The organism is Sorangium sp. So ce185, from assembly GCF_051526825.1.
Classification (GTDB): domain Bacteria; phylum Myxococcota_A; class Polyangia; order Polyangiales; family Polyangiaceae; genus Sorangium; species Sorangium cellulosum_D.
The window spans coordinates 13786268-13807610 of record NZ_CP150316.1; the positions used below are offsets into that span (position 1 = coordinate 13786268).

Here is a 21343-nt window from a genome sequence, read left to right on the forward strand (position 1 = left end):
TCGGACAAATACGCGAGAGACGCAGCGGGCTTGTTCGAGAGGGGCGCAGCGCCCGTGTGCGCCGCTGTCGTCGGAGATGAGGTGGTGAGGTCTAGACGGCCGGCCACACCGAGCCCGCGCGGCGGCGCTCGGCGTAGGCGTCGGCCGAGAGCGCGTAGCGCAGGAGCTCGTTCGCGACCGGGTGCTGCAGGAGCAGGCGCGGCTCCTCGGTCGAGCGGGCGATGTCGCGATCGTACCGGCGGAGGTAGTCGATCGCGGCGAGCGCGTCGCCGGAGAGCAGGTAACCGATGCGGTACTCGCTCCGGCGCAGGCCGATGACGAACGCGCGCGCGTCGTAGGACACGTTGACGGTCGACGCGACCTCCTCGAGCATCTTGCGCTGCCGGCGGCCGATCGCCCGCTGCACGCCGGGGAGCATCTGCTGGGTGGCGTGCTCGCGCGCGGGCGAGACGGCGCCCGAGCCGAAGCCGGGGTCGATCGTGCGGAGCGACGCGAGCAGCAGGCCGTCGGTGGCCTCGGCCGGGATCTCGTCGAGGAACGTGAAGCCGACCGCGACCCGCGCGAACAGGCGCGCGAGCGCGAAGGTCTGCTCCAGCTCCGGCAGCTCGGTGAACGACGTCGGCGCGACGATGGCGGGGGGATCGCCCGGGAAGACGCGGGCGGCGCCCTGCCACGACGGGACGAGGTAGAGCTCGAACGCCTCGATGCCGAGCGCGCGGCCGACCCGCTCGGCGAGCTGCCGCGTCGGGTGGTTGTCGCGCGGGCTGACCCGCTCGCGCGAGCTGATGCCGAGGTTGCTCAGCTCGAAGCGGATCGCCTTGGCGGCGATCGGCGCGATCGCGAGCGCCACGTCGATCCACGGGCTCCGGGCCTCCGGCAGGAGCAGCCGGCCGATCTCGGGGCCGGCGAACGCCCCGGCGTACGGCGCCTCCGAGGGCACGCGCCGGCCCCTGAGCCGGGCCATGCGGTCGGGCGACACCTCGCCGAGGCAGGCGCGCACCTCCTCCACGGTGACCCGCTCCTCGGCGCGCCCGTCCTTGGCGAGCGCGGCCTCGAGCGCGGCGAGCGCGGGGCCGAGATCCGGCAGCCGGGTCAAGACCTCCGCGTCGGACGTGAGGACGTCCCGCAGCACCTGGACCGCCTCCGTGTTGCGCCCCGCGGCCTCGAGGCCGCGGCCGAGGGCGGTGCGCGACTCCGGCGGGGCGCCCGGGAGGGCGACCGCCTGCTGGAGGTGCGCGAGCCCGTCGCGCGGCCGGATGAGCAGGGTCGACTCGAGCAGGCCGAGCGTCGTCAGCCAGCGCGGATCGGGCGAGACCCGGCGGGCGCCGGCGAGCTCGATCAGCTGCGCGAGCGCCTTGGCGTACGCCGCCGCCCCCTCGCTCGTGTCGACGCGGTAGAGGCGGGCGAGCGCCGTCCACCCGCGCGTGTCGCTGCTCGGCGAGCTCACGATCGCCTCGCAGAGCGTGCGGACCATGCCCGCGTTGTCGCCGGCGTCGCGGTAGGCGTCGGCGAGGCGCAGGGCGGCCTCGACGCGCGCGCCCGGGTCGGTCGAGAGCTCGACGAGGCGCCCGAGCGCGCGCAGCGCGAGCGCGTGATCGCCGCGCGCGACGCCGAGCTTGTGCAGCCGCTCCAGCGCGGGCCGGTTCTGCGCGTCGATCGACAGGACCGCCTGGAGCGCGTCCTGGGCGAGCGCCGGGTTCGCGAGCGGCCCCTCGTACAGATCGGCGATCAGGAACTGCGCCGCGATCTTCGTCTCGGCGTCGGCCGCCGCGCCCACGGCGCGCTTCAGGGCGTCGCGCGCCTCCAGCCAGACGCGCTGCGCGGTGAGCAGCCGGGCGAGGAGGAGCTGCGCCGACGCGTCGTTCGGGATCGTCGCGATGACGCGCCGGACGGCCGCGATGCCCACGCCCGGGTCGATCGCGCCCGGGCGCCCGTGGTGCTGCAGCACCGACCGGGCGATCTCGGTGCCGAGCAGCGAGATCGCCTCGCGGCTCGTGGCCTTGCCGAGCGCCTCGCCGAGGCGGTCGGTGAGCCGCTGGGGGTCGCCCGCGAGCCGCTGGGCCAGCGCGCGCGCCGCGGCGACGCAGCCCGGGTCCGCGCGGAGCGCGCTCTCGTACAGCTCGAGCGCGCGCGCCGCGCCCTCGGGGGACGCCTCCTCGGCGGTGAGCTCCGCCGCGCGCACGAGGTGCATCGCCCGCGCGGGCTCGCCGAGGACGAGGTCGGCGAGCGCGAGCTGCGCGGCGATGACGCTCGCGCGATCGCCGAGGCGCTGCGCGAGCCGGTCGAGCCCGCGGGCCGCGAGGAGGCTCTCCGGCCAGAGCGCGAGGGCGCTCTGGAAGCCGGCGAGCGCGGCGCGCGCGGCGGCGGGGTCCGCGTCGGCCTGCGCCTCCGCGAGGAGCGCCTCCTCGATGAAGTAGAGCGCGCGCGCGGTGGGATCGGCGGTCAGCTCCCGGCTGTCGCGGATGGCGCTGGCGAAGAGGGCCTCGACCCGCGCCCCGGCCGGATCGGACGGGCCGTTCTTGCCGGCGATGCGGAGGATCGACAGGTGCGCGGCCGCGTCGCGCGGCGCCTCCTTGACGATGCGCGCGAGCGCCTCGAGCGCGGCGCCCGGCCCGAGCTGCTCCTCGAGCGACGCGAGCTCCCAGAGCGCGCCGCCGCGCGCCGACGCGGAGGTGAACACCTCGGCCTCGGCGCGGAGGACGGTCGCGAGCGACGTCGGCGCCTCGAGCAGCCGGTAGAGCTGCTCCAGCATGCGGAGCGCGGGGACGTGGTTGGGCACGACGGCGACGAGCCCCTCCAGGATCTCGATGGCCTGGCGCGGGCTGTTCTCCGCGAGGACCAGCGCGAGGGAGATCCGGAGCGCGTGATCGACGAGCGCCGGCGGCTTGCGCTCGAGCCAGCGCGCGTAGAGCCCCGCGAGCTCGCTCGCGATCATGGAGTGGGACATCCCCGGCAGGCTGGGCGCGCGCGCGCCGGTCGTCGGCCGGTGCGCGGCGGGCGCGCCGATGCCCACGCCGAAGCCGGCGCCCCCGGCGCGCACGTAGATGCGCTCCATGGCGTCGAGGATCGCCGGATCGGGCTGGCTCCCGGCGAGCGCGGCGTCGGCGCGGGCGAGCAGGCGCAGCGCGTCCTGATCGCGGCCGAGCGCGAGCTCCTGCACCTCGGCCGCCTGGAAGAGCAGCCGGGCGTGGTCGTCGGGCCGCTGCGCCTCGTCGGCGAGCGAGCTCAGCACCTCGACGAGCTTCTCGTAGTTGCCGGTCTCGCGGAGGAGCCGCGCGATCTCGATCCGGGGCAGCGGGTGCGACGGCCGCTTCCGCGCCGCCTCCCGGTACGACTCGACGGCGCTGTGCGGCCGCTTGAGGCGCCGCTCGTCGAGCGACGCGACCTCGATCCAGAGGCTGAACGCCGCGTCTGCCGCGGGGTCGCGCTGGATGAGCTTGACCAGCGCGCGCCGCGCCTCCTCGTACCGGCCGGCGCGCTCGTCGAGGCGGAAGCGCGCGCGGAGCGCGTCCGGATCGGCCGGATCGATCGCGAGCGTGCGGTCGACGAGCGACGAGGCCCGATCGCGGTCGCCGAGCTTGAGCTCGGTGACCTCGGCGGCGCGCAGGAGGAGCCGGCGCTGCTGGACCGGGCTGCCCGTGAGGTTGGCCTCGGCGCAGAGCGCCCGCGCGAGCCGCTGCGCGTCGCCCGCGCGCATGGCGTTGCGCTGCAGCGCGAGGATCGCGGCGCGCCGCTCCGGGTCGATCTCGAGGATCTTCTCGATCTCCTCGATGGCGCGGGCGGGCTGGGCGAGCTCGTCCTCCCAGATGGAGACGAGCTTCTCGAGCAGCCCGATCTTGCGCGCGGGGTCGTCCGTCGCGCTGGCGGCCTGCGTGTAGAGGTCGAGCCGCGCCTGCACGCCGCGCGGATCCTCCTCGACGGCGAGCGGATCCGGCGCGAGCAGCGCCGAGAGCGCGTCGAAGACGGAGCCGTTGCCCGGGTCGATCGCCCACGCGGCGCGCAGGATGGCGAGCGCCTCGTCGCGCCGCTTCAGGTGGTGCTCGGAGATGTCGGCGGCGCGGAGGAGCGCCGCGACGCGGACGTGCGTGGGCCGGTCCGCGTTGGCGACGGCGGTCCACACCTCGACGCGCTCGGCGTGGTGGCCGAGGCGCTGGAGGGCGCGGTCGAGCCGCTCCCGCGTCGAGCTGTCCTCGGGGTCGAGCGCGAGCGCGCGCGTCGCGTGGAGGGCGGCCTGCTCCGCGTTGCCGAGGGTGTCGTAGAGCTCCGCGAGGCGGACGTGCTCGTGGACGATCGCCTCGTTGTCGGTGAGGAGCGCGAGCTCCTTCTGGCGCACGCTGGCGGCGAGCTCGAGCGCGCCGCTCGCCTCGAGCAGGCGGATCAGCTCGCTGACCACGCGCCGCGCCGTCGGCGAGCCGGACGGGGCCCGCAAGGAGGCGCGCGTCAGGAGCGGCACCGCGTCGGCGGGGGAGCGGATCTTGTCGATGAGCAGCCGCGCCGCCGTGTAGAGCAGCCGCGACGCGCGCTCGTCGTCGCGCTCGTGCTCGGCCTCCATGGAGAGCGCGCTGACGAGGCCGACGATGCCGTCGTGGTGCACGAGGTGGCGGCGGAGCGCCTCCCGCACGGGGCCGGGCCCTGGATCGAACGCGATCGCGCCCTCGAGGGACGCGAGGGCGAGCTCCGGTTTGTGGAGCTTCCGATCGAGGACGGCGGCGCGCTCGACGTGGACCCAGGCGGTGAGCTGGGCGTCGCCGTCCGGCCGCCCGCGCCCGGGGGCGTAGGCTTCGGCGAGGCGATCGAGGTGCGCCGCGAGGTCCTTTCCGGCCTGCTCGGAGCCGCGCGCGCTCTCGCGGCGGAGGGCGATCTCCAGCCCGCGCAGCGACGCGGCGTGGAGCGGGACGAGCCGCAGCGCCTCGGTGAAGGCGTCGCAGCTCTCCGACGTGCGACCGAGCGCCTGGAGCAGGCGCGCCCGCTCGGCGAGGAGGTCGGCCCGGAGGGCGTCGGTGTCCGCGACGCGGAGCTTGTCCTCGACGACCTCGAGCGCGAAGGCGAGCTCGGTGCGCGCGTTGAGCAGGCGATGGACGCGCGAGACCGCGGGCTCGAGCGTGCGGGACAGCTGCCGCGCCTGCTCGTAGGAGCGGCGCGCGGCGGCGGTGTCCCTGAGCACCCGCTCCTCGTGGATGCCGAGCTCCACGAGGGCGCGCGCCGCGCCGACCGGATCGCTGGCCTTGAGCCGCTCGGCGCGCTGCTGGAGCTCCGCGACGGGGTCCGGCGCGGCGATGTGCGCGGCCTGAGGGCTCTGCGGGGCCGGCGCGGGCGCGCTCGCGGCCGAGCGCGGCGTCGCGGGGGCCGGCGGGCTGGCGGCCGAGCGCGCCGTCGCCGGAGACGGCTGCTGGACGGGCGGGGCGGGGGGCGTGGGCGCGGCGGCCGGCGCGGACGCAGTCGCGGGCGGGATGGCCTGCGCGGGCGGGGCGGCCGGCGCGAACGCGGCGGCTGGAGCGGACGCAGCGGGGGGCGCGGGCGGGGCAGCCGGCGCGGCCGGAGCGGCCGGCGCGGACGCAGCCGACGGCGCGGCCGGAGCGGCCGGCGCGGACGCTGCGGACGCAGCCGACGGCGCGGCCGGCGCGGGCGCAGCCGGGGGCGCCGGCGCGGCGGCCGAGTCGGGCGCGGGCTCGAGCACCGCGATCGGCTCGATCGACTCGACCGAGATGGGCGTCGGCGACGAGCTCGGCTCGACGGAGATGGGCATCGGCGTCGCGGTCGGGTCGACCGAGATCGGCATCGGCGTCGTGCTCGCGTCGAAGTTGACGGTCGCCGGCGACGTCTGGGTGGGCGCGCCCGGCTGCGAGCCCGGCGCCGGTTTGCCGGGAGGGCGGTTCGGGCTCGGCGGCCGCTGGCCCGGGACGCGCGGCACGCGGGCCGGCGGCGGCACGTCGCCGCGCGGCGCGGGCGGCGGAGCGCCGGTCCGGGTGGAGCCGGGCGCCGACGCCGGCGCCTTGGGGGCGCTGCTCGGCAGCGGCGGCGGTGGCCTCGACGGCGGCGCCAGCGGCGGCGGCAGCGGGCCGGTCGCGACGCTGCCGTCCTTGCGGCGGATCAGCGGCGGCGGCCGGCTCGGTACGGGCGGGGGCGCGCTCGGGACCGGCGTCCGGTTCGGTCCCGGCGGCGGCACGCTCGGCGGCGGCAGCGGGTTCGGCGGCGGCAGCGCGCCCGCGCCCGCGTTCGGCAGCGGGCTCGCGGTCGCGGGCGCGCTCGCGTTCGCGTTCGGCAGCGGGGTCGCCGTCGCCGGCGCGTTCGCGTTCGGCAGCGGGCTCGCGGTCGCGGGCGCGCTGGCGTTCGGCAGCGGGGTCGCGGTCGCCGGCGCGTTCGCGCTCGGCAGCGGGGTCGCGGTCGCCGGCGCGTTCGCGCTCGGCAGCGGGGTCGCGGTCGCCGGCGCGTTCGCGCTCGGCAGCGGGCTCGCGGCCGCGGGTGCGCTGGCGTTCGGCAGCGGGGTCGCCGTCGCGGGCGCGTTCGCGCTCGGCAGCGGCGTCGCCGTCGCGGGCGCGCTGGCGTTCGGCAGCGGCGTCGCCGTCGCCGGCGCGCTCGCGCCCGGCGACGGCTCACCGCCCGGCGGCGCGTTCGCGTTCGGCAGCGCGCCGAGCTTCGGCGTGCCTGTGCCGACGAGCAGCGTCTTCGCGCCGGACAAAGGTTGCGCGCTCGCGCGCGTCATTTGAGCGTTGTCGGCGTTGGCTTCCCAGCCAGCTTGGTCCGGCATTCCGGGCAAGCTGGGCAAGCCAGGCCGGCGCGACGCTCCCTCTTGCGGATCGTCCCCGTGGGCCACCGTCGCGGATGCTACACATCCACGCGCCCTCAATCCACAGTCCAGGTGCCTGCGCGAGCCACGCGCGCTCCTCTTTCGAGCGCCGGCGCGCTCCCCGATCCGGCGCGGGTTTACTTGTTGGATGGGGCTGTCGAGCCGCAGCGCAGCAGCCCGAGCTTCATCGCCTTTCCGGCCGGGTGCGCCACGAGCAGCGCCTCCTGGGAGGCCGCGATGGGCTCGCCGCGCCCGAGCGCCGGCTCCGCGTGCAGCCCGCCGGCGAGCTCGCCCCGCGCGGTGAGCGCCGCGAGCAGCGTCGGCCCCGAGGCGTTCGCGATCGCGAGCCACGCGGCGGCGCCGTCGCCCTGCCCCCGGACGCCGGGGAGGAGCGCCGGGACCCCGGCGCCCACGCCCAGCGCCGCCTCCGGCGGGGCGTCCTGCTCGCGATCGCCGCCGACGAGCACGCGCGGCTCGCTGGCGCCGCCGAGCCGCGCCAGCACGGCGCTGATGCGCCCGCCGATCGAGCCGCTCGGGGTGTCGTCGTCGCGGAAGGCCAGGAGGAGGCCGTCGTCGCCGGCGAGCGTCAGGTCGTACGCGAGCACGTGCCCGTCCTTGGGCGTGATCGCGCGCGGCGTGGACGTGAGCGCGCCGGCCTCGTCGAGCGGGACCACCTCGAGCCACTGGTGGGTGATCGTCTCGCCCGCCGCCTCGGTGTCCTCGTTGCCGTCGGTCGGCTTCTCCGCGGCCTTTCGCGCCGGCTCCTCGGCGCGCGCGACGTACGCGAGCCAGTAGCCGCCGGGCCGGCCGATCACGCGCGGCATCTCGGCGTCGGTGCTCGGCTGCGAGACGGGGCGGGCCGAGGTGACCGAGCGCAGCGTGCCCACGTCGGCGGAGGCGAGCATGATCCGCGACCGCTTGCCGTCGCGGGTCACGTCGTCCCAGACGATGACCGCGCGCTCGCCGGACGCCGCGATGTCGAGCGCGAGCGACTCGTCGCGCCCCTCGGCGAGCTCGGCCCCCCAGGTGACGTGCTCCCCTTCGATCCTGGCGACCTTGATGGCGCGCCCGCCGGCGTTCGGCTCGAGCATCGCGGCGAGGATCGCGCCGCCCGCGCCGGTGACGACCGGCGGATCCATGTCGCCGCGCGATCGCGCGAGCCGGACGAGCTTCCCCTGCGCGCCGTCGGCCGACAGCGTGGCCACCATCGCGACGGTCCCGCCCTCCGCCTCCCGCTGCGCGCCCACGGCGAACCCGCCGGAGAACGTCGTCCCGCGGCCGACCTCGACGGCGAACGGCGCGAGGTCCTCGGCGCCCTCCGCCTCGCCGCCCCCCGCGCCGTCGGGCGCGCGCGGGGCCGGCGGCGCGTCGCCGATGACGAACGGCGCCGCGCCCGCGGCCGCGCAGCGCGGCGAAGACGGCTGCGGCGCCGCCGCGGGGTCGGCCGGATCGCTCGCCGCGGGCGCCGCGGCGCTCGCGCCGGGCCGCGCGGCGGCGTCGCTCGCGGCGCGATCCGGGGTGGAGCAGGCGCGCCACACGACGAGGCCACCGACGACGAGCGCGACGGCGAGCGCCCCTTTCCAGGCGACGCCCTCGGGCTCTTCCTCCGCGTCCGGCCGCCGATCCCCCGTCGGCGTGGGCGGGCGTCGATCCTGCGTGGGCGGGCGTCGATCCGCGCTCGTGTTCCCCTGGGGGGCGCGGTGGTTGGGCTCCATGGGCGGTGGGTGTTAGCGCTGATCGCGGCGTGAGGGCAGGGGGCGCGAGGGGGCGCGCGCCGGACGGGCGCCGCCCCTGCTGCGGCGCGGGTCCGGCGCCGCCCCTGCTGCGGCGCGGGTCCGGCCCCGCCCCTGCTGCCGGCCCGGAGCGCGCGGGCGCGGCGGGCGGGGCCGCGTCCTCGAGAACTTTCCCTCCGGCGCCGGCGAGGGTATCGCGGCAGGAGCGACGCCGGGGCGTCGCCGCGGGCCGCAAGCGCGGGCCGGCGCGGCGGGGGCCGGCGGCGCGTCCGATCGTCGTCTCGTCATGCGAAGCCGTGCCCTCCTCACCCTGTTCCTGCTGTCGCTCGTCGCGCTCTCTTGCGCGGCCTGCGTCGGCGCGTCTCCCACGCCGCTCGCCCCTGCGCTCCGCGGCTCCATCGGCGTGCCGCACCACGGCGTCATCACCGACGCCGTCGAGCTCCCGAGGCAGGGCGAGGGCTACCGGCTGCTCCGCAGCAACGGCGTCCGGTGGGGGACGGCCGGGCTGGTCGCCGCCGTCCAGCGCGCCGCCGCCGAGGTGGCGCGGGCGCGGCCGGGCGGCGAGCCGCTCCTCGTCGGCGATCTCTCCGCGCGCTACGGCGGCGCCGCCCGTGGGCACCGGTCGCACCGCACCGGGCGCGACGCGGACCTCTTGCTCTACGCGCTCACCCCGGACGGCCGCCCGGTGCGCTCGCCCGGCTTCATCGACTTCGGGCCGGACGGGCTCGCGCGGATCGGCGGCGGCGAGGCGCCGATGTCGTCCGCGTCGTCCGGCGCGGACGAGTACGTCCGCCTCGACGTCGAGCGCGAGTGGCTGCTCGTGAAGTCGCTCGTCCGCTCGCCCGACGCGCACGTCCAGTGGCTCTTCGTGGCCCGCTGGCTCGAGGCGCTGATCATCGAGTACGCCCGCGCGCTCGGCGAGGACCCGGAGCTCGTCTGGGTCGCCGAGAGCGTGCTGCTCCAGCCGGGCGACAGCACGGCGCACGCCGATCACCTCCACCTCCGCGTCGCGTGCACGCCGGACGCGTTCCTCTCCGGCTGTCTCGGCGGCGGCCCGTACTGGCCGTGGCTGCCTGCGGTACCGCAGCTCGTCCCGCCGCCGGACGTCGACCTCGCCGCTGCGATCCTCGACGACCTCCTGCCCGGGGGCGCCGCTGCGGGCTCCCGCGTGGCCGCCCCCGACAGCGCGCTGTGAGCCACCTCCTCGCCCTGGGCGACGCGGCCGACGTCTGCGCGGCGCTCCCTGCCGACGTGCGGTTCGATCTCGTCTACCTCGACCCTCCCTTCGGCGTCGGCACGACGATGGCCGCGCGGGCGGCGCGCGGGCAGGCGCGCGGGCGTCGCCGGCCGGAGAGCGGCCCGGACGCCTACGACGATCGCGCCGGCGCCGAGGCGCTCGTCGCGACGCTCGCCCCGCGCCTCGAGGCCATCCGCGATCGCATGTCCGAGGGCGCGACGCTCTACTTGCACCTCGATCACCGCGCGGTCCACGACGCGAAGGTCGCGTGCGATCGCCTCTTCGGCCGCGGCGCGTTCCTCGGCGAGATCATCTGGGCGCCGGGCAACGGCGGCCGTGGCGCGCGCGGGTTCTCGGTCACGCACCAGACGATCCTCCTCTATGCCCGCGCGGCGAGCGAGCGCGGCCAGGTGGTCTACAACGCCGCGGATCCGATGCTCCGCGAGCCGTTCGCCGAGACGAGCCTCGCGATGCATTTCAAGCACCGCGACGAGGACGGCCGGCTCTACCGCGAGCGGGTCCTCGGCGGGAAGGCGTACCGGTACTATGCCGACGAGGGTCGCCGGCTCGGGAGCGTGTGGACCGACATCCCCGGGATGGTCGCCAACACCCCGCTGCGCCGCGAGGGCACCGGCTACCCCACGCAGAAGCCGGAGCGGCTCCTGGAGCGCATCGTCCGCGCCTCGTCCGCGCCTGGCGCGACGGTCGCGGACCTCATGTGCGGCAGCGGCACCACGCTCGTCGCGGCGGCGCGGCTCGGCCGCCGCTTCGTCGGCGGCGACCGCAGCCAGCTCGCGTTCGCGACGGCGCGCGAGCGGCTCGACCGGGAGGGGATCGCGTACAGCCTGCTCGAGGTGCCCGAAGCGCTTCGCGATGGGGCTGAGCCGTAGCTCCGCGTGTCGGGAGGTCCTGGCGCGACGCACGGATCGCGCTCAGCCGCGGCGTCGCCCCTTTGCAAGGCCGCGCCTCAAGGCGCAGCCGCCTCTTTCAACGCTTGAAGTGCCGTCTCGGCCGCCCAGTGACCCATCTCAAGGTTTGAAATGGCCAACTCGGCCGCCCAGTGACCCATCTCAAGGCTTGAAATGGCCAACTCGGCCGCCCAGTGACCCATCTCAAGGCTTGAAATGGCCAACTCGCCCACCGAGAAGCCCGTTTCAACGCTTGCATCAACCCTTGCAACCGCCTCGCCCGGCTTCCCCCCTAGGACCGCAGGCCCCCTGGGAGGGAGGCGGTCGCGCGGCACGGCGCGGGGGATGGGCCGATGTCTGAGCCTGGAACCTCATTCGTCCGGCGCTCGCGCCGGACGGATGAGGTTCCAGGCGAGTTCGGCGGGGCCCCCGCGCCGTGCCGCGCGACCGCCTCCCTCCCAGGGGGCCGATCCGCTCGGATCCCCGCGCGCCCCCTGGCTCCGCCTCAGACGAGCTCGTCCGTCGGCCCCGCCCCCTCGCGGACGACCTGCACGTCGCCCTGGCTCAGGTCGATCACGGTGGTCGGCACCGACCCGCCGGTCCCGGCGTCCAGCACGAGCGCGAGCCCCGGGAACCGGTCGTCGATCTCGCCCGGATCGATGATCGGATCCTCGCCCGGCGGCGCCGCGGTGGTGCTGATGAGCGGCCGCCCGAGCGCGCGGACCAGCGCGAGCGCGACCGGGTGGTTCGGCACCCGGATGCCGACCGTCTTCTGCTTGAGGTGCACGTACTTCGGCACCTCGCGCGTCGCGGGCAGGATGAACGTGTACGGCCCCGGCAGGTAGCGCTTGAGGAGCCGGTACGCCTGGTTCTCGACGATCGCGTAGCGCGCGATGTCGCTCAGATCGGGGCAGATGAACGCGAGGTTCTTGTTCTGGCGCATCCCCTTGATCTGGTACACGCGCTCGATCGCCTGCTTGTTCATCAGGTCGCACCCGAGCCCGTACACGGTGTCGGTCGGGTAGCCGATGACCTCCCCCTTGTTCAGCAGGTCGACTGCGCGCGCGATCTTGCGCGGCTCCGGATGATCGGGGTTGATGGGCTGGAGCACGGGACCGACACCATGGGGTCGCCCGGGCGGTTCGGCCAGTGCTGGCCGCGAGGAGCGACCAGCGCTGCCGGGCCGACGAGCGGTTGCTGAGACGGAAGAGGGCGGGGCGACGCCCCGAGAGGCGAGCCGGCCGCAGGCCGGCGACGGCCGCGAGGCAGCCGTCCCGGGCCCGGCAGGCCCGGCGGACGCGCGGCGCTACTCCTTGAGCGCCTCGCTGCCGCCGATGATCTCCATGAGCTCCTTGGTGATCGCCGCCTGACGCGCCTTGTTGTACTCGAGCGTCAGGGTGTCGATCATCTCCTTGGCGTTCTTGTTCGCGGCGTCCATCGCCGTGAGCTTCGCGCCGAGCTCGCTGGCCATCGACTCGTAGAGCGCGCGCAGGATCGAGATGTCCACGTACATCGGGACGAGCCGCTCCAGGAGCGCGCCCTTGTCCGGCTCGTAGAGGAACTCCGCGGCCGCCCCGGGCGAGGCGTGATCGCCCGCGTCCGCCTGCTCCTGCGCCGCCCCGCCGGCAGGCAGGAGCTTTTCGACGACGACGGTCTGCGTGATCGCGCTCTTGAACTCGTTGTAAACGAGGTAGATCGCGTCGATCTCGCCCTTGTTGAAAGGGGCGAGGATCTTCGCGCCGACCGCCTGCGCCGTCTCCAGGCTGAGCTTGTCCCAGACGCCGGGCAGGTACTCGAGGATGGGCGCGTTGCGGCGGTTGAAGTAGTCGCGCCCCTTGCGGCCGATGATCGCGAGCTGGACCTCCTGGCCGGCCTCGGTCCGGCTCTTCCACTCGCGCTCGGCGCGCTTGTTGATGTTCGTGTTGAAGGCGCCGCAGAGCCCGCGGTCGCTCGTCAGCACGAGGAGCAGCACGCGCCGCTCCGGGCGGGTCACGAGCAGCGGATGCGCCGCCCCCTCCCGCCCGGCGAGCGCGCCCGCCTCGCCTTCCGCCCCGGTCCCCGCCGCCGCGGCCGCTTCCGCCGCGGAGGCCGCGACCGCATCGCGCGTGATCTGCCAGAGCACCTCCTGCACCTTCACGGCGTAGGGCCGGAGCTCGGTGATGCGCTGCTGCGCCTTGTTGAGCTTGGCGCCCGCGACCATCTTCATGGCGCGGGTGATCTTCTGCGTCGACTTGACGCTCGAGATCCGCTTGCGAATGGACTTGAGGCTGGGCACGGCTGCCTACTTTTCCTTGGCCTTCGAGGCGCTCTTCCCGTTCTTCGACTTCGCCTTGGGCGCCGGCGCCTCCTCGTCCTCGTCGCCCGCGTCGTCCGCGGCCTCCGCGGCGGCCCCGGCCGAGGCGCCGCGCGCGTCCACCACGAACCGCTTCTTGTAGGCCTCGATCGCCTTCGTCATCCGGGACTTGAGGTCGTCGTCGAGCGCCTTCTTCTCCCGGATGTCCGCGAAGATCTGCGGGTGCTTGCCCTCGACGAACTTGTAGAGCTCGTCCTCGAAGCGCGCGAGCGAGCTCACCGGCAGGTCGTCGAGCAGCCCCTGCGTGCCGGCGTAGATGATGAGGATCTGCTTCTCGACGGCGAGCGGCACGTACTGGCCCTGCTTCAGGATCTCGGTGAGGCGCGCGCCGCGCTCGAGCTGCGCGCGGGTCTTCGCGTCGAGGTCCGAGGCGAACTGCGAGAACGCCGCCATGGCGCGGTACTGCGCGAGGTCGAGGCGGAGCGTGCCGGCGATCGACTTCATCGCCTTGATCTGCGCGTTGCCGCCGACCCGGCTGACCGAGATGCCGACGTTGATGGCCGGGCGGACGCCGGAGTAGAAGAGGTCGGCCTCGAGGAAGATCTGCCCGTCCGTGATGCTGATGACGTTCGTCGGGATGTACGCCGACACGTCGCCGGCCTGCGTCTCGATGACCGGCAGCGCCGTGAGCGAGCCGCCCGACTTCGGATCGCGGACGATCTCGTAGTCGCTCGCCTTCGCCTTGTCCGAGAGCTGCTGCTCGAGCTTCTTGATCTCGTCCTTCTTCTCTTCCTTGCGCGCCTGCTCGAGCTTCTCGAAGAGGGCCGCGTCGACCGTCTTCCAGAGCGAGTCCTTCGCCGAGTGCATCCCGTGCGCCCCGACGTGGGACTTGCCGTCGACGCCGCGGTACGCCGGGTCGCCGCCCTCGATCTTCGTGCCCTTCGTGACGACGTAGAAGATGTCGGCCATCTTCGCCGCGCGCTCGAGGAGCCGGGAGTGGAGGTAGAAGACGTCGCCCGGGTACGCCTCGCGGCCCGGCGGGCGGCGGAGCAGGAGCGAGAGCTGGCGGTACGCGACCGCCTGCTTCGACAGGTCGTCGTAGATGCACAGCGCGTGGCGCCCGCTGTCGCGGAAGTACTCGCCGATGGTCACGCCGGTGTACGGCGCGATGAACTGGAGCGGCGCGGTCTCGCTCGCCGTCGCGGCGACGATGATCGTGTACTCGAGCGCGCCGTGCGCATCGAGCTTGTCCACGACCTGGCGCACCGTCGACAGCTTCTGGCCGATCGCGACGTAGACGCAGATGACGCCCTTGCCCTTCTGGTTGATGATCGCGTCGACCGCGACGGCGGTCTTGCCGACCTGCCGGTCGCCGATGATGAGCTCGCGCTGGCCGCGGCCGACCGGGATCATCGCGTCGATCGCCTTGATGCCGGTCTGCATCGGCTCGGTGACCGGCTGGCGCTGGATGATGCCGGGCGCCTTCACCTCGACGCGGCGGCGCTCCTTCGTCTCGAGCGGCCCCTTGCCGTCGATCGGCATGCCGAGCGCGTTGACGACGCGCCCGAGGGTCGCCTCGCCGACGGGCACCTCCATGATGCGCCCGGTGCGCTTCACGGCGTCGCCCTCCTTGATGAGGCTCGTATCGCCGAAGATGGCGGCGCCCACGTTGTCCTGCTCGAGGTTCAGCACGAGCCCCATCAGGCTGGCGCCCTCCGAGCCGGTGAACTCAACGAGCTCGCCGGCCATGGCGCGGCTCAGGCCGTGCACGCGGGCGATGCCGTCGCCCACCGTGAGCACGGTGCCCGTCTCGGTGACCTGGGCGGCCTTGTCGATGTTCTGGATTTGCTTCTTGATGATCTGAGAGATCTCTTCGGCGCGGAGCTGCATGCGGAGTCCTCTGTCCGGAGACGCTTGGGCTTCGGAGTCAACGTCGTCAAGGTCAAGGGGTCGGCGAACGCCGAGCCCCGACCTCGTGGGAAACAGGGGTGCGTGTTCGCGTCCCCTCAGGTTCGGAGCAGGTTTTCACGGAACGCCGACAGCCGGGTCCGGAGGCTGCCGTCGATCACCTGATCGTCGATCTGGGTGACCACGCCCGCGATGAGCGAGGGATCCTGCTTGTGGGTGATCGAGATCTTCCGGCCGGTCGCCCTCTCGAGCTCGGCCCGGAGGCGGTCGAGGTAATCGCCGGTCAGCGGGCCCGCGCTCGTGACCACGGCCCGGGCGACGTTCTGCTCCTGATCGACGAGCAGCGCGAGCTGCCGGGAGATCTCGGGCAGCGCCGCGAGCCGCCGCCTGCGCGCGAGCAGCAGCAGCGTGTTCTTGGTCACCTCCGAGAAGCCGGCGCGGGCGCCGATCTCGCGGAGCAGCTCCTCGCGCTGCGCCTCGGGGATGAGCGGGTTGTCGAGGACCAGGCGGAGCTCCTCGCTCGCCCCGTAGGTCGCGCTGGCGTCGCCGATCTCCCTGGCGAGGGCCGCGAGGGTGCCGGTTTCCTTGCCGATCTCGAAGATCGCGCGCCCGTAGCGTCGGGCGACGGCCTCGTAGCTCATATCGCTGCTCCGGTGGTCTGGGCCCCGCGGCGGGTCGCGCCGGCGGAGACGGCCGCGGGGATGGCCTTCAGGTACTCTTCGTTGGCCCGCTCGAGGTCCTCCCGGCCGACGCGCTGCCGGAGCAGCTCCTCGGCCGCGGCCACGGCGCTCTGCACCGCCTCCTGGAGGAGCAGGACGCGCGCCGCCTTGAGCTCCTGCTCGATGCGGAACTCGGCGTCGCGCCGCATCCGGACGCGGCGCTGCTCCGCCTCGGCGAGCACGTGGGCCTTCTCGCGCTCGGCCTGCGCCGCGTGCTCGGCCTTGAGCTCCGCGAGCGTCTCCTCGAGCCGCGTGAGCTTGTCCTCGTACTCGTCGAGCCGCGTCTCGGCCTCCTCCTTGAGGCGCGAGGCGTTGTCGAGCTCCTGCGTGATCGTCTGCTTGCGCTTCTTCAGCGCCTCGGCGATCGGCTTCCGCCCGAAGCGGTAGATGATGAACGCGAGGAGGCTGACGTTGAGGACCGAGGCGAGGAACGGCGGCGGCTCGTTCTTCGGATCGCAGGGGTTCTGCTCGTTGTGGTAGCGCCAGAGCAGCGCGTTGATGCCGCCCTTCGCGGCCGCCTCGTTGTTCACGCCGATGAGGCCGTGCCACCAGTTGACGTGGGGCGGCGGATCGGTCGGGCCGTGGCCGGGGCAGTGCTCCTCGCCGTGCGAGGCGTGCTCCGTGGTCTCCGGCGGCGCGGTGCGCGCGCGCTGCATGCCCGGCTGCGGCCGGAGCCCGTGGCCCGGGACGAGCGGGCGCCCGCCCGGGCCGAGCGGCCGGCCGGGCTGCGCCTCGCGCGGGCGGGGCGTCGGCTGGGCCGCGCCGGGCTGCGCCGCGCCGGGCTGCGCCGGCTGCGCGCCGACGGGCGGGTGCCCGGGCGGCAGCCCGGGCTGGGCGGCGGGCTGCGGCTGCGCGGCCGGCTGCTGCGCGAGCGCCGTGCCCGCGGTGAGCGCCGCGGCCAGGCCGAGCGCGAGCGATGAGCGGCGGAGCGTCTTTTTCACTGGCGCACCTCGCGGCCGAGCATGCTGGCGGCGATCTCCGCCGCGAGCGCGGGCTGGGCGGCGGCGAGCTCGCCGCGCATGCGGGCGACCTCGGCCGAGATCTTCGCCTTGCCGTCCTCGAGGATGCGCGCCGTCTCGGCGCGGGCCTCGGCCATGATCTGCGCCTCGATCTTCGCGGTCTCGGCGCGGAGCCGCTCGCGCTCGACCCCGGCCTCGCGCCGGACCTTCTCGATCTCGGCCTCGTAGCGGGTGAGCAGCTCGCCCGCGCGCTCGTCCATCTCGCGCGCCTCCCGCTTGGCGCCGTCGGTGCGCCGCTCGCGCTCCTCGAAGACGCGGAGCAGCGGATCGAACAGCAGCGGCTTGAGCACGACGACGAACGTCGAGAACAGGACGACCTGCGCCAGGAACGTCAGATCGAAGTCGACGGAGATGGCGCTGGCGCCGGACGCGAGGAGAGGGTGCATTGCGTTCGGATTCACGGGTGCTTGTTCGGCGACGAGGGCGGCGCAGCGGGAGCTGCTCGCCGCGCGCCCCGGAGGGGGGCGATTTCGCGAGCCGGCACCTAGCACGTGTCAGTCAAAGCTGGAAGGGCTCTCGGCAGGGCCGCCGGCCCGCCTCTTCGCGGCGCGCAGCGCTTGCGCGCCGCTCGCGTTCGCCGCTCGATGCGCCCGCTCGCCGGCGCGATCGGGCCGCTCCGAGCGCGCGTTTTTTGCGCGCTGGACCGGACGCTAGAGGCTCGCGAGCGCGCGCGCGAGCTCGCCGAGGCCCGCCTCGAGATCGGCTTCGCTCGCGCGCCGCGACGCCGTCGACCTCGGCGCGCCGTCGTCGTCGCGGAGGGCCTCGGCCGCGCGCGGGTTGCGGAACCAGTCCTCGTCGAAGCGCTCGATCAGATCGCGGCGATCGCGCGCGGCCAGGACCGCCCCGGCGAGGCGGGCGGCCGCGCCGGGATCGAGCGCCGGCAGGACCCCGGCGAGCGCTCCCGGGATCGGCGCGCCGAGCGCGCGCGCGGTCACCTCCTCGAAGCGATCCCTGCGGTCCCGCGCGCCCCGGAGCAGCACGTGCCCGCCTCCGTCCTGGCCGGAGCGGAACACGAGCGCCACGGTCGCGGCGTCGAGGCGGAGCGAGAGGAGGAGGCTCCGCGCGGTCGCGCGCGCCTGATCGAGCGCGCGGCCCCGGCCGAGCCCGAGCGCGCGGGCGCAGAAGACGGGATCGGCGACGAGGCCGCCGAACAGCGCGGCACGGCGCGCCTCGCGGAGATCGAACGGCGCGCGGGCGAGCGCGAACGGCCCGCGCCCCGACGCTCGCGCGAGCGCCGCGCCGAAGCGGGCGAGCGCGCGCGCGAACGAGGCGGCGCCGAGCGGGCGCGGCAGCGGCCCGAGATCGATCGCGAGGCCCTCGGTGAGCTTCGTCGCGCGGAACAGCTCCTCGATCCACCGCGGGCCGAGCCGCGCCGGCCACCCCGACGCCGCGTCGCGGCCGACGGCGCGCCCGAGCGCGCCGTACCAGGTCGGCGCGCGCTCCATCATCGACTCGGTCCGGCGCAGCAGCGCCTCGGCGGCGGCGATCGCGGCGTCCGGGGGGTCGCAGGGGATCTCGATGGCGCGCAGGCCCTCCTCCGCGAGCAGCCGCGCCGCCTCGTGCCGCCGCTCGACGAGGATGCGCGCGGCGTCGGCGACCGCGCCAGATCCGCGGGCGAGCACCTCCGCGAAGGTCTGCCGTCCGGCGTCGGTCGGATCGGCGAGCAGCCGGAGCCGCGCCTCGCGCGGCGACACCCGCGCCGGCTCGGGCAGATCGATCGTGAGCGACGCCGCGTGCCAGGCGGCGGCGAGCCGGACGCGGTCGGGCCAGACGACCCGCTCCAGCGTGAGCGTGTAGACCCAGTCGGCGAGCGGGGACGCGAGGCCGGTCGGGTCCGGCGCGGCGGCCGCCGTCGGGCTCGCGAGCCCGAGCTCCGCGCCGAGGCCGGGGGTCTTGCCGGTGAGCTCGAGGTAGGTCGACCGCGCGCTGGCGCGCCGGAACGGCTCGAGCGGGTTCTCGAGCCGGGCCCGCGCCTCGGCGGCGCTCGGGCCGCCCTCGTCCTCGGCGGGCGGGGCCGTACCGCGCCGGGTGATGTCGCCGAGCGCCGCGCGGAGCGCGCGCGCCGCTCGAGCGACGTCCCGATCGAGGCGGAGCAGATCGATCTCCATGCGCATCTACCCCCGTTACCCGTGCACCGCGGGTGCCGTGCCGAGCCGCCCGGCGATCTCGCCCTCGGCGCGCGCGAGCTCGGCCAGCCGCGCCCGCGTCGCGACCTCGTCGCCGGCGACCTCGACGGCGAGATCGACGAGGGTCCGGTAGTGCCGCGCCTCGGACGCGAAGAGCTCCTCGTAGAGCGGCGCGAGCTCGTGCGCGCGCGCGGCGAGCCCGTCGGCGAGCAGGCGGAAGCGCTCGCAGGAGCGGGCCTCGATGATGGCGCCGACGAGCAGCCGATCGACCAGGGCGGCCTTCGCGTTGCGCGCGCAGGTGGTGGAGGCCGCCTTGCGCAGCTCGCTCGCGTAGACGTCGGTCTCCGGCTTGCCGAGCGCGAGGCCGCGCTGCTCGATCACGTCGAGCAGCGCGCGGAAGTGCCGGAGCTCCTCCTCGGCGAGGTCGACGAGCGCGCGCGCGAGGCGCGGCATCGACGGCCAGCGCGCGGCGAGGGACAGCGCGTTCGACGCCGCCTTCATCTCGCAGTGGGCGTGGTCGGTCAGGAGCGCCGGCAGGTCGGCGAGCGCCACGTCAGCCCAGCGTGGATCGGTCGGTAGGGTCAGGCACAGCACGCAGGGCCGACCTAGAGCAGGCGCGGCGCGGCGAGAAGGGGGAGGCGGGCGGCGGCGGCGGCCAGCCGTCGCGCACCGGCGCGGCGCCCTCGCGACGGAGGCGGGCTACAGGCCCTCGGACTGCGCGCGGGTCAGCCCGCTCGACTCGAGGTGGTACGAGAGCCCGACCACGAACGTGGTGGGTCCTCCGCTGGCGAGCGCCCGCCGCACGGTGCCCTCGACGGCGAACTGGGTGCCCACGTAGCCGGCGCCGAGCGACAGCGCGTGCTGGCCCGCGCCCTGGTCGAAGCGGTAGCCGGCGCGGAGCGGGAAGCGATCGGCCACGAGGTACTCGCCGCCCGCCATGAGGCGGTACGAGGTCTCGCGGTAGGAGTGGAGGTCGGCGAGCCCGTCGACCTCGATCGAGAAGTCGTTGGTGCCGAACCCGACGCCGCCGCCGACGGTCGTGGGGAGCAGCCCGTGGTCCGGGAAGGTGAGGTTCTGCCCGACGGCGGCGATGTAGAGGTTGTCGGTCGCCTTGACGGTGAGCGCGGCGTCGAACGTGAACTCGTTGACGAAGGAGTGGCGCCCCACCGGGACGCTCTCGGCCTCGCCGGCCGCGTTCGTCCTCACGACGGCGTCGTCCTTGTCGCGCAGGCCGCCGGAGACCGGGCCGGCGTCGAGCCACCGCCCGCCGAGGGTGCCGTCCTGCGTGATCTTGGCGTAGCGGCCGGTGACCCCGACGAAGATGCGATCGGTGATCGGGTAGGCGAGGGCCGCCCGAGCGTCGAGGTAGGAGCGCCTGAGCCCGCCCTCGCCCATGTCGACGTAGCCCCCGACGAAGGAGAGCGCGCCCGCGAGGTTCCCCGTGACCGAGTCGACGACGACGCCGCCGTAGGCGTGGCGTTCGGCCTCCGGGCTGCCCTGGAAGAGCGCCTGGAGGTGGTAGACGCGGGTCTCCACCATGGCGGACGGGTTCAGGAAGATGGCCGACGTCCCGTTCCCGAGGGCGCGCAGCGCGCCGCCGAGGGCCGCGGCGCGGGGCGTCTCGTTCTCTCCGTAGGCGTAGGCGAGCTGCGGCGGCAGCTCCTCGGCCGCCGCCGGCCCCGCGGCCGCCGCCAGCGCGAGCGCGCCCGCAGCGGAGAAGGCCATGGCCCGCGCGGCGGTCGTCGACGCCGCCCGGCGCGACGGCCGCTGCGCCAGGAGGGCCCCCCTTGTCAACCGGATCCCCGACCGCATCGCTTCGCCATACCTCAGACCGAGGCCCTGGGGACAAATTCTCGGCCCCCCGAGAACGCCTCGCGCCGGTCGGTCTGTGCTGGACGACCTCCGCGTTCCCAAAAAAGCTGGAAAATCAGCTACCTTTAGCCTCTTGACGACGAGATGAGCGGGTTTTGCTCTGCAATCGTGAGCGCGTCGTGAAAATCACCGACCCGCGTCGGGAGTTTTGGCGCCTGGTGTCCGGAGGGCAGAGCGCGGGGGCCGCGAAGCTGTTTTCGCAGTGCGCCGGGGACTGAAATTAAGCCAATGAAGTTCGATACTTGAGTCAGGTTTCGCAGTTGGGCATAGACGCCCGGACTCACCCGGTGCTACCTCGGATTCGTCCTCGGGGCGGTCCTGCGCCGCACCGGGTCCTCCAAAGGGTGGCCCCGAAAGGGGCGCTGCGGGCTACCGAGCTCTGTGAGGCGGTATGGGGGACGGCTGTGCCGATCTGTCTTCCAATGCAATGGACCTCGACGCGACGGTTGCACCCCCACCTCGATCGGTGTGCTCGGCGGATGCCGAGCCGAGCGCCGGTGCAGTGGGGCCGTACCATCCCCCCGCATTCCATGGAGGCATGCGGACGATTTCCCGAGGGCGAAGCGGACGTGGGCGGACTGTTGAAAAGTCGACACGCCGTTCGATTACATTCAGAATAACACAGTGATCTCCAGAAGTTAGAGGCGAGTCCTCGCTGGGAGACCTGTGGATAAGTTGGGGGCGACGGTTTCTTCGGTCGCCCCCGAAACCTATTTTCGTGGAGCGGACTTCAGAGCAGCG

14 protein-coding genes are annotated in these 21343 nt (G+C 74.9%); 3 read left to right on the top strand and 11 right to left on the bottom strand.

The window, feature by feature from the left end:
• Positions 1 to 91: 91 nt before the first annotated feature.
• Entirely contained in the window at positions 92 to 5746 is a 5655-nt protein-coding gene (locus WMF26_RS51020) for a cellulose synthase (protein ID WP_437998607.1), read from the bottom strand.
• Between WMF26_RS51020 and WMF26_RS51025 the strand changes: the two genes are divergently transcribed.
• Positions 5706 to 6707 carry a hypothetical protein gene (locus WMF26_RS51025; RefSeq protein WP_437998608.1) on the top strand — a complete coding sequence of 334 codons (1002 nt, stop codon included), beginning with the start codon at positions 5706 to 5708 and terminating at the stop codon, positions 6705 to 6707. The two genes, WMF26_RS51020 and WMF26_RS51025, sit on opposite strands and share 41 nt — an antisense overlap.
• A 217-nt stretch (positions 6708 to 6924) precedes the next feature.
• On the opposite strand, the gene WMF26_RS51030 is transcribed toward WMF26_RS51025, so the two are convergent.
• A complete protein-coding gene (locus WMF26_RS51030; RefSeq protein WP_437998609.1) occupies positions 6925 to 8502 on the bottom strand; it encodes a hypothetical protein in 1578 nt (525 codons plus the stop codon).
• Between the two features lie 304 nt (positions 8503 to 8806).
• Here WMF26_RS51030 and WMF26_RS51035 point away from each other — a divergent pair, with 304 nt between their 5' ends.
• Positions 8807 to 9715, top strand: coding sequence for a penicillin-insensitive murein endopeptidase (locus tag WMF26_RS51035; protein ID WP_437998610.1), 909 nt, complete (start codon positions 8807 to 8809; stop codon positions 9713 to 9715).
• Complete coding sequence (locus WMF26_RS51040) at positions 9712 to 10647, top strand: DNA-methyltransferase (protein ID WP_437998611.1); 936 nt, start codon at positions 9712 to 9714, stop codon at positions 10645 to 10647. The genes WMF26_RS51035 and WMF26_RS51040 overlap by 4 nt, the downstream gene beginning before the upstream one ends.
• A gap of 523 nt (positions 10648 to 11170) precedes the next feature.
• Here WMF26_RS51040 and WMF26_RS51045 read toward each other — a convergent pair.
• The 9 genes from WMF26_RS51045 to WMF26_RS51085 form a co-directional block, all read right to left on the bottom strand.
• Entirely contained in the window at positions 11171 to 11776 is a 606-nt protein-coding gene (locus WMF26_RS51045; RefSeq protein WP_063823771.1) for an L-threonylcarbamoyladenylate synthase, read from the bottom strand.
• A gap of 195 nt (positions 11777 to 11971) precedes the next feature.
• Positions 11972 to 12940, bottom strand: a complete 969-nt coding sequence (atpG, locus tag WMF26_RS51050) for an ATP synthase F1 subunit gamma (RefSeq protein ID WP_061625193.1) — start codon at positions 12938 to 12940, stop codon at positions 11972 to 11974.
• 6 nt (positions 12941 to 12946) lie between these two features.
• Positions 12947 to 14848 (bottom strand): F0F1 ATP synthase subunit alpha, encoded by a 1902-nt coding sequence (gene atpA / locus WMF26_RS51055; protein ID WP_437998612.1) that lies wholly within the window; start codon positions 14846 to 14848, stop codon positions 12947 to 12949.
• A gap of 116 nt (positions 14849 to 14964) precedes the next feature.
• A complete protein-coding gene (atpH, locus tag WMF26_RS51060; RefSeq protein WP_437998613.1) occupies positions 14965 to 15507 on the bottom strand; it encodes an ATP synthase F1 subunit delta in 543 nt (180 codons plus the stop codon).
• Positions 15504 to 16526, bottom strand: coding sequence for a F0F1 ATP synthase subunit B family protein (locus WMF26_RS51065; protein ID WP_437998614.1), 1023 nt, complete (start codon positions 16524 to 16526; stop codon positions 15504 to 15506). The genes atpH and WMF26_RS51065 overlap by 4 nt, the downstream gene beginning before the upstream one ends.
• Complete coding sequence (locus WMF26_RS51070; RefSeq protein WP_437998615.1) at positions 16523 to 17005, bottom strand: ATP synthase F0 subunit B; 483 nt, start codon at positions 17003 to 17005, stop codon at positions 16523 to 16525. The genes WMF26_RS51065 and WMF26_RS51070 overlap by 4 nt, the downstream gene beginning before the upstream one ends.
• Before the next feature lie 249 nt (positions 17006 to 17254).
• Positions 17255 to 18718 carry a hypothetical protein gene (locus WMF26_RS51075; protein ID WP_437998616.1) on the bottom strand — a complete coding sequence of 488 codons (1464 nt, stop codon included), beginning with the start codon at positions 18716 to 18718 and terminating at the stop codon, positions 17255 to 17257.
• 9 nt (positions 18719 to 18727) lie between these two features.
• Complete coding sequence (miaE, locus tag WMF26_RS51080; protein WP_061623067.1) at positions 18728 to 19324, bottom strand: tRNA isopentenyl-2-thiomethyl-A-37 hydroxylase MiaE; 597 nt, start codon at positions 19322 to 19324, stop codon at positions 18728 to 18730.
• A gap of 105 nt (positions 19325 to 19429) precedes the next feature.
• Positions 19430 to 20455: a hypothetical protein gene (locus tag WMF26_RS51085; protein WP_437998617.1), complete on the bottom strand. Its 1026-nt coding sequence runs from the start codon at positions 20453 to 20455 to the stop codon at positions 19430 to 19432.
• Positions 20456 to 21343 lie beyond the last annotated feature (888 nt).